The 8245-nt window shown below is 72.4% G+C and carries 8 protein-coding genes; 4 read left to right on the top strand and 4 right to left on the bottom strand.

Features of this window, described 5'->3' with window-relative positions:
- The first annotated feature begins 165 nt into the window (after positions 1 to 165).
- From K5S26_RS12625 to K5S26_RS12615, 3 genes are read left to right on the top strand one after another with little or no spacing between them, the layout of a single operon-like run.
- Positions 166 to 1464 carry a sensor histidine kinase gene (locus K5S26_RS12625; protein WP_221858690.1) on the top strand — a complete coding sequence of 433 codons (1299 nt, stop codon included), beginning with the start codon at positions 166 to 168 and terminating at the stop codon, positions 1462 to 1464.
- Complete coding sequence (locus K5S26_RS12620; protein WP_221858688.1) at positions 1452 to 2177, top strand: LuxR C-terminal-related transcriptional regulator; 726 nt, start codon at positions 1452 to 1454, stop codon at positions 2175 to 2177. Before K5S26_RS12625 ends, K5S26_RS12620 begins: the two co-directional genes overlap by 13 nt.
- The gene (locus K5S26_RS12615) at positions 2174 to 3037 is read left to right on the top strand and encodes a hypothetical protein (protein ID WP_221858686.1); all 864 of its coding nucleotides are present in this window, start codon (positions 2174 to 2176) and stop codon (positions 3035 to 3037) included. The genes K5S26_RS12620 and K5S26_RS12615 overlap by 4 nt, the downstream gene beginning before the upstream one ends.
- An 86-nt stretch (positions 3038 to 3123) precedes the next feature.
- Here K5S26_RS12615 and K5S26_RS12610 read toward each other — a convergent pair whose 3' ends face one another.
- From K5S26_RS12610 to K5S26_RS12595, 4 genes are read right to left on the bottom strand one after another with little or no spacing between them, the layout of a single operon-like run.
- Positions 3124 to 4308 carry a glycoside hydrolase family 1 protein gene (locus K5S26_RS12610; RefSeq protein WP_221858684.1) on the bottom strand — a complete coding sequence of 395 codons (1185 nt, stop codon included), beginning with the start codon at positions 4306 to 4308 and terminating at the stop codon, positions 3124 to 3126.
- 14 nt (positions 4309 to 4322) lie between these two features.
- Entirely contained in the window at positions 4323 to 5213 is an 891-nt protein-coding gene (locus tag K5S26_RS12605) for a carbohydrate ABC transporter permease (RefSeq protein ID WP_372454406.1), read from the bottom strand.
- Between the two features lies 1 nt (position 5214).
- Positions 5215 to 6135 carry a carbohydrate ABC transporter permease gene (locus tag K5S26_RS12600; RefSeq protein WP_221858682.1) on the bottom strand — a complete coding sequence of 307 codons (921 nt, stop codon included), beginning with the start codon at positions 6133 to 6135 and terminating at the stop codon, positions 5215 to 5217.
- A gap of 3 nt (positions 6136 to 6138) precedes the next feature.
- Complete coding sequence (locus tag K5S26_RS12595) at positions 6139 to 7446, bottom strand: sugar ABC transporter substrate-binding protein (RefSeq protein WP_221858680.1); 1308 nt, start codon at positions 7444 to 7446, stop codon at positions 6139 to 6141.
- 153 nt (positions 7447 to 7599) lie between these two features.
- On the opposite strand from K5S26_RS12595, the gene K5S26_RS12590 reads away from it, so the two are divergent.
- Positions 7600 to 8235 (top strand): TetR/AcrR family transcriptional regulator, encoded by a 636-nt coding sequence (locus K5S26_RS12590; RefSeq protein WP_221858679.1) that lies wholly within the window; start codon positions 7600 to 7602, stop codon positions 8233 to 8235.
- The last annotated feature ends 10 nt before the right edge of the window (positions 8236 to 8245 follow it).

The raw sequence follows: 8245 nt of genomic DNA, 5'->3' as shown, positions 1-8245 counted from the left end.
CCCGCGGGGTCGCTGGGCGTGCGTGCCCCCCCCCCCCCCGCGCCCCCCCCCGGGGGGGCGCCCCCCCCCCTCCTCCGGGTGCCGCCGCCTCTTCTGGAAAACCCGAACGCGGACCTCCGGCCTGCTCGGTAGGAGGAGCCCCTCGCGCCCACCTAGCGTGGAGGCATGACCTCGGAGTCCACGCCCCCACCCGTCGCCCCGGCGACCCCGCCCTCGCGACGCCGGCTGGTGCCGGAGCACTCCTCGCCCGCGCGGGTCGGGCTCGTCGTCCTCCAGCTCGCGGCGATCGGCCTCATCGGCCCGCTCGCCGTCAGCGCGCTGGCGCTCCTGCTGGGCCTCGGCCTGGGGCTGCTGCCGGTGCTCGGCATCGGCATCGTCTTCCTGCTCGGCCTCGTCTACCTGCTGTACGCCATCGGGTGGGCCGAGGTGGCGCGCATCGACGGGCTCTACGACGCCGGGCTCCCGCCGCTGCGCACGCGCCCCGCGCCGCGCCCGGGCTTCGGCGGGTTCCTGCTGCGGCTGTGGCATCAGCTCATCGACCCGCCGATGTGGCGAGCGATCGCCAACGCGGCGATCGCGACGCTGCTCGGCCTCCTGACGCTCGCGCTCTTCCAGGCGCTCGTGTCGTCGGCGGTCCTCGCGTTCGCGCCGCTGTACTCCCGCGGCGGGGCGGTCGACGTGCTCGGCTTCGAGATCGTCGTGGCCTGGGCGCCCCTCGCCGGCGGCCTCGGCTTCGTGGGCGCGGCGGCGGCCATCGTCGGCGTCGCCCTGCTGCACGGGGTGCTCGCGCGAGCCATCGTCATCCCCACGCGGGAGGACCAGCTGGTGGAGCAGGCCCGGGTGTCGAACCTGCAGCGCGCGGGAGCGATCCGCGCGTCCGAGGTGGAGCGCACGCGCATCGAGCGCGACCTCCACGACGGCGTGCAGCCGCGGCTCGTGTCGGTCGGGATGACGCTCGGCCTCGCCCAGCAGAAGATCGATCAGGACCCGACGGCTGCGCGCGCGCTGATCGAGGAGGCGCACACCTCCACGAAGGCGGCCATCACCGAGCTGCGCCAGCTCGCCCGTGGCATCCACGCCTCCGTGCTGGACGACCGCGGCCTCGACGCGGCGCTGTCGGCGCTCGCCGGCCGGTCGCACATCCCTGTGCGACTCGACGTGCGTGCCGACGGGCGCTGCAGCCGCGACGCTGAGGCGGCCGTCTACTTCTCCATCGCCGAGTCGCTCACAAACGCGGCGAAGCACTCGCGTGCCAGTGAATGCCGCGTGACCGTGCGGGTGCGCGAGGACGGCATCCTGTGGGCCCGGGTCGAGGACAACGGACTGGGCGGGGCGCGCGTGCTGCCGGGCGGCGGTCTCGACGGCATCTCGAACCGCGTCGTCGCCGCCGGCGGCTCGGTACGGCTGGACAGCCCCGTCGGCGGCCCGACCGCTCTGGAGGTGAGCGTCCCGTGCGCATCCTGATCTGCGAGGACTCCGTGCTGCTGCGGGAAGGGCTCGTCCGCCTGCTCGAGGACGGCGGCCACGAGGTGGTCGCGGCCCTGCCCGATGTGACCGATCTCGACGGGGCGGTCGCCGACACCGATCCGGAGCTGTGCATCCTCGACGTGCGGCTGCCCCCGACCTACACCGACGAGGGCATCCGCGCCGCGCTGCGGCTGCGTGCCGACCGGCCGCGACTGCCGGTGCTCGTGCTCTCGCAGTACGTCGAGGAGCGCTATGCCAGCGAGCTCATCAGCGGACGCCGGTCGTCCGCAGACGGTGCCCACGAGGGGCACAGCGGCGCGCTCGGCTACCTGCTGAAGGATCGCGTCGCCGACGTCGCCGAGTTCCTCGACTCGGTCGCGCGCATCGCACAGGGAGCCACCGTGCTCGACCCCGAGGTGGTCGCACAGCTGCTCACGCGGCGCCGCGAGGACGATCGCATGTCGCGGCTCACCGAGCGCGAGCGCACCGTCCTGTCGCTGATCGCGGAGGGGAAGTCGAACCAAGCCGTCGCGGCGCTGCTGTTCCTCTCGGAGGGCAGCGTCGAGAAGCACATCACCGCGATCTTCCAGAAGCTGGGCCTCGAGCCCGACGAATCCGGCAACCGCCGCGTGCTCGCGGTGCTTGCGCACATCGCCAGTGAAGACCAACAGCGCGGCGGCGCATCGCCGCAGACAGGAACGCCCCGATGAACGCCACCGTCACACCTCCGCCCGCGGCGCCCGCGGCTTCGTCGCCCGCACCGGCCCCGCACAGGCGCGGACCCGGCAAGCCCGTGGCGATCGTCCTCGGCGTGATCGGCGCGATCGTGCTGCTCGGCTTCGGATTCGACGCGGTGCGGTCCACGGTGAGCGCCACCACGCGCGTCAGCGACGTCCAGACGGCCTCCGCCGACGGCCTCGCGTCGCTCGACGTGCGGGCCGAGGCGTCGTCCTTCACGATCGAGTTCGGCGACGTCGCGGACGCGACGCTCGAGGTCTCGGACGCCCGGGGCGAGTGGACGCTCGACCGGTCCGGCGACGAGCTCGTCGTCGCCAGCCGGGACGGCTGGTTCGGCGGCGGGCGCGGCTGGTGGAACTGGGGCGACGACGAGGAGCGTGTGGTGCTGACGCTGCCGGAGGTGCTGCGCGATGCCGGCCTCGACGCCGACCTGGAGCTCGCGGCCGGGCGTCTGGAGGCGGAGGGGGCGTTCGGCAGCCTCGTGCTCGACGTCGGAGCCGGCGGCATGGAGATCAGCGGCTCGGCCGAGACGCTCGAGGTCGACCTGAGCGCCGGTGACGCGCGGTTCGACCTCGCCGACGTGTCCCGCGCAGACCTGAGCGTGTCGGCGGGCCGCCTGCAGGGCGAGCTCACCGGCGCCGCGCCGGACACGGTCGGCGTCGTCGTGAGCGCGGGCTCGGTCGACCTCACGCTGCCGGCCGCCTCGTACGAGGTCCGCTCCGAGGTCTCGGCCGGCTCGTTCGACAGCGGGCTCGAGGAGTCCCCCTCGTCGCGGCACCAGGTCGACGTCGACGTCTCCGCCGGGCACGTCGTGCTCCGCGACGCGGGCTGAGCCTCCGGCGCGGTCCCGGCCGGCGGCCCCGCGATGGGGACGCCGGCCGGGTCCGCGTGCGCCGGGTCGCCCCGTGTCCGGGGGCGTCAGCGCGGGACGTCGGCCCGGCCGACCTGCCCCAGCCACGCGAGGCTCGGCTTGGGACGACGCGCGAACGTGGTGCGATCCCAGCCGATGAGCCCGAACGTGGGGGCGAAGCTGCCCCACTCGTAGTTGTCGAGGGCGCTCCAGTGCAGGTAGCCGCGCACGTCGACCCCGTCGTCGATCGCCGCTGCGACCGTCTCGAGCGCTCCGCGGGTGTAGTCGATGCGGCGTTCGTCGTCGGCGGTCGCGATGCCGTTCTCGGTCACGTAGACGGGAAGCCTGTTGCGCGCCCACGAGTTGCGGATGCCGTCCCCCACGGCGGGCGGGTAGTACTCCCATCCGGTCAGGGTGCGCTCCGCGTCCTCGCGGATCGGGAGCGGTCCGTCGGCGCCGATGCGCGTGCGGGTGTAGGCCTGCACGCCCACCCAGTCGTCGCCGGCCGCGGCGTCGAGGAACACGTCCTCGCGCGACCGCCCGTAGTCGGCCGCGATCGCCTCGGCGCCCGGCTCGGGCTGGTACGCCTGCGTCGCGACCGACCAGCCCGCTCGCGATCCCGCCCCGCGCACCACCTCGACGGCGGCCTTGTGCGCCCGGATGAGGCGCTCGGTGACGGCCGGCACCCCCGGGGGCAGCCCGATCGAGGGGAACCCCGCCTCGGGATCGGCGAGCACCGAGACCATGTTCGGCTCGTTGATCGTGCAGACGAGGTCGACGCCGTCGATCACCGGCAGCGCCGCCTCGACGAAGCGCGCGAAGCGGTCGACCGACGCGTCGGTGAACCAGCCGCCCTCGCGCGCGAACCACGCGGGATTGGTGAAGTGGTGCAGCGTGACCATCGGCTCGAGACCCAGCTCCCGCGCGGTGTCGACCATCCGCCGGTAGTGGTCGATGCTCGCCCGGGAGACGAAGCCGGGCTCGGGCTCGATGCGCGCCCACTCGATGCTGAACCGGTAGCTGTTCAGCCCGGCGCCCGCCAGCAGCGCCATGTCCTCCGGATAGCGGTGGAAGCTGTCGGCCGCGTCGCCCGACGGCTCCGCGACGGGTGCGCCCGGCAGGTGGCCGTGCTCGCGCTGCCACCAGTCGGAGTTCACGTTGTTGCCCTCCACCTGGTGCGCGGCGGTCGAGGCTCCCCAGAGGAAGCCCTCGGGCCAGCGAAGATCCTCGAGGGGACGGGGGGCGTCGGTCATCCGGCTCTCCTTGCTCACTTGATGCCCGTGAGGGCGATGCCCTGGATGAAGTGGCGCTGCAGCAGCACGAACACCACCAGGACGGGGACCACGACGATGACGGCGCCCGCCATCATCAGCCCGTACTGCGCGGCGTTCTGCCCCACCGAGTACAGGGCGAGAGCAACGGGCAGGGTGTACCTGTCCTCGCTGGTGGCGACGACGAGCGGCCACAGGAAGTTGTTCCAGCTGCTCAGGAACGTGAGGATCGTCAGGGTCGCCACGGCGGGGCCGCACAGCGGCATGATGACGCGCAGGAAGATGCGCCACTCGCTCGCCCCGTCGATGCGTGCCGCCTCGATCAGCTCGTCGGGCAGGCCGAGCATGAACTGCCGCATCAGGAACACCCCGAGCGGGGTGATGAGGAACGGCAGGATGAGGCCCGGGTAGGAGTTGACGAGGCCGAGGTTCGCCGTCAGCACGAACAGCGGCACGAACGTCACGACGCCGGGAACCATCAGGGTCGCGAGCACGAGGGCGAACAGCAGCCGCTTGCCGCGGAACTCGAGCTTCGCGAGCGCGTAGCCGACCATCGACGAGAACACGATGTTGCCGAGGGTCACGCACACGGCGACGACGGTGCTGTTCAGGAAGAACGTGGCAAAGTCGAGCCGCCCGAACAGCTGCGCGTAGTTGTCGAGCGTGGGCTCGAGCGGCCAGAAGCCGGTGGGGTGCTGGCGGATCTCCGCGTCGGTCTTGAACGACCCCAGGATCATCCAGACGAACGGCATCACCATCGCGATCAGCCCGAGCGCGAGCACGACGTAGAGCCACCATCGGGGGCGCTCCGTGCGGCGGCGGCGGGCGGGACGGGCGGTCGGCGCGGGCGCGGTCGTGCGGGGAGCGCCGGAGGTGATCGCGGTCACGTCAGTCCCTCCTTCCGAGCAGGCGGAACTGGACCAGCGACAGCGCGACGATCGCGAGGAAGAGCACGTAGCTCGCCGCGGAGGCGTAGGCGTAGTTGCCGAAGCCGAACTGGTTGAACGTGTACATCGCCGTCGACAGCGTCGCGTCGAGGGGGCCGCCGCGGGTCATCACGAACGGTTCCTCGAAGAACTGCAGGAAGCCGATGCTGGTGATGACCGCCGCGAACAGCAGGGTCGGGCGCAGGGCGGGCAGCGTGATCGACGCGAAGCGCCGGAACGCGCCCGCGCCGTCCACCATCGCCGCCTCGTGGTGCTCGCGGGGCACGCCCTGCAGCCCGGCGAGGAAGATCACCATCAGGGTGCCGATGTTGCGCCACACCGCCATGAGCACCAGCGACGGAAGCGCCCACGTCGTCGACTGCAGCCAGTCGGGGCCCTGGATGCCGAACCAGCCGAGGAAGCCGTTCAGCAGCCCGTCCGGCTGCAGGATGAACCGCCACACGATCGCGATGGCGACGATGCTGGTGACCACGGGCGCGTAGTACCCGACGCGGAACGCCGTGCGGAACCGGGTGATCCCGGTGTTCAGCGCCATCGCGACAGCGAGCGCGAGCGCCATCGTGAGCGGCACGCCGACCGCGACGAACGCGACGGTGTTGAGCAGCGAGCGCAGGAAGCGCGGGTCGGCGAACAGCTGCGCGTAGTTGTCCAGGCCGATGAGGTTCACGTTGAACGGCGTCTGCAGGTCGCGCGTGGTGAGGTCGGTGAAGCTCATCAGCAGCGAGGACACGATCGGACCCGCCATGAACACCAGGAACAGGACGACGAACGGCGCGGCGAAGCCCCAGGCGACGAGGGTGGTGCGTCCGCTCCGGCGCGACCCTCGGGTGCGCGCCGGAGCGGACGTGGCGACGGCGGTCATGCGCTACTGACCGGTGCCGATCGACTCGGCCTGCTGCTGCACGGTCGCCAGCGCGTCGTCGACGCTCGTCTCGCCGCGGGTCACCTTCTCGAGCTCCTGGTCGATGACGGCGGACACCTGCGCCCAGGTCGGGATCGACGGCGGCGCCTTCGAGTCGCGCAGCTGCTCGCCGAAGACGCTGAGGTACGGGTCCTCGGCGAAGGTCGGATCCTCCCAGGCCGCCTCGACGCTCGGCAGGTCGGTCGAGATGTCGTACCACGCGACCTGCGTCTCGGGCTGGCTCAGCCAGCGGACGAACTTCCAGGCGGCGTCGCGGTTCTCGCTGTCGTCGAACACGGCGAGGTTGCCGCCGCCCGTGAAGCTCGTGCGGGTGTCGGCGCCCGGCACCATCGACACGGCGAACCGGTCGGCGAAGTCCTCGCCGCCCTGCTCCCGCAGCAGCGAGACGTGGAACGGCCCGCTGAAGAACGAGCCGACCTCGCCCGAGATGAACTTCTGCTCGATCTCGCCGCCCTCGAGGCGCACCGGCTCCGACACGCCGTCCTCGAAGAAGCCGGCGTAGAACTCGAACGCCTCGTGCCACTCCGGGCTGTCGAGGGTGAACGTCTCGCCGTCCTCGGCGAGGATGTCGCCGCCCTGCTGCCAGGCGAGCGGCGCCACGTACTGCCACGAGTCGAAGCCGCCCGGGGGCAGGGAGACGCCCGACGCGGCGCCCCCGTCCTTCAGCGCGGCGGCGAACTCCGCGTACTCGTCCCAGGTGGTGGGCGCCTCGACCCCGGCCGCCTCTGCCAGGTCGGTGCGGTAGTAGAGCACGCGGGTGTCGACGTACCACGGCACCCCGTAGGCGACGTCGTCGACGATCGTGGTGTCCCACGAGCCGGGGAAGAACGACGCGGAGTCGACGAGGCCCTCGGGGGTCGGCTCGAAGGCGCCGGTGGCGGCGAACTCGCCGACCCAGGTGGTGCCGAGCATGGTGACGTCGGGCGTCTCGCCGCCCGCGATGGACGTGGCGATCCGGTCGTGCGCGCTCTCCCAGGGCACGGCGGTCACCTCGATCGTGACGTCGGGGTTCTCCTCCTCGAACTGCGCCGCGAGGTCGCCGAGCACCTCGCCCTCGTTGCCCATCGCCCACACCTCGACGGTGCCGGTCGCGGGGGAGTCGTCGATCGCCTCGCCGCCCCCGGCGTCCCCTCCGCCGGCGCCTCCGCCCTCTGCGCGGCCGCAGCCGGCGAGCACCAGGGTGCTCGCGATCGCGACGACTCCTGCGGCGGCGATGCGCCTGCGTCCTGGATGTGACGTGGTTCGAAACATGTCCGGCCTCCGTTGGTCGATGTCCGCGCCCGCGACGGCTGCGTCTCGGGTGGGGGAAGTGCGCGCCCCGGCCGTGGTCGAGGCGATCGCCACTGTACTCCGAAAACCTTTCACGCGGTAGGTTTTAGGTTCGCGGTGCGATACGTTCGCTGCATGGACCAGGACGTTCCCGCGGAGGAGGCGGCCGCGACGCGCCCTCGGCGCGGGGCGCGCGGCAGCTACGCGAAAGGACAGGCGAAGCGGCGGGAGATCGTCGAGGCAGCGCTCGTCGTGTTCGGCCGAAGCGGCTTCCACAGCGGCTCGCTGCGGGAGATCGCCAAGCGCGTCGAGCTCACGCCGGCCGGCCTCCTGCACCACTTCTCCACCAAGGAGGAGCTCTTCACCGAGGTGCTGCGCGAGCGGGACGCCCGCGTGCAGGCGGCGGCGGGCGACGTGTCGGAGGCGACGCTGCTCGAGCAGGTGCGCAACGTGGTCGCCTACAACCAGACGACGCGCGGGCTGACCTCGCTCTACACGGTGATCGCGGCCGAGGCCACCGACATCGAGCATCCCGCCCACGCGGCGTTCGCACGGCGTTACGCCGAGCGGGCGACCTCGACCAGCGAGGTCCTCGCCGACGCCCAGCGCGGCGGGCTCGTGCGCCCCGACATCGACGTCGCGCACGCGGCCCGGCTGATCTCGGCCGTCATGGACGGGCTGCAGCAGCAGTGGCTGCTCGACGAGACGGTCGACATGACCGCGGCGTTCGACGAGTTCGTGCGCGGCTACCTTCTGCTGCCGCGCGGCTGATCGGCGCGGC

This window comes from Microbacterium marinilacus (assembly GCF_019753765.1).
GTDB classification, from domain to species: domain Bacteria; phylum Actinomycetota; class Actinomycetes; order Actinomycetales; family Microbacteriaceae; genus Microbacterium; species Microbacterium marinilacus.
This window is presented reverse-complemented; position numbering and strand designations above follow the sequence as displayed.

Coding starts and splice junctions, on each gene's coding strand:
- K5S26_RS12625 (WP_221858690.1), top strand. CDS start 166: ATGACCTCGGAGTCCACGCCCCCACCCGTCGCCCCGGCGACCCCGCCC.
- K5S26_RS12610 (WP_221858684.1), bottom strand. CDS start 4,308: ATGACCGACGCCCCCCGTCCCCTCGAGGATCTTCGCTGGCCCGAGGGC.
- K5S26_RS12600 (WP_221858682.1), bottom strand. CDS start 6,135: ATGACCGCCGTCGCCACGTCCGCTCCGGCGCGCACCCGAGGGTCGCGC.
- K5S26_RS12590 (WP_221858679.1), top strand. CDS start 7,600: ATGGACCAGGACGTTCCCGCGGAGGAGGCGGCCGCGACGCGCCCTCGG.
- K5S26_RS12615 (WP_221858686.1), top strand. CDS start 2,174: ATGAACGCCACCGTCACACCTCCGCCCGCGGCGCCCGCGGCTTCGTCG.
- K5S26_RS12595 (WP_221858680.1), bottom strand. CDS start 7,446: ATGTTTCGAACCACGTCACATCCAGGACGCAGGCGCATCGCCGCCGCA.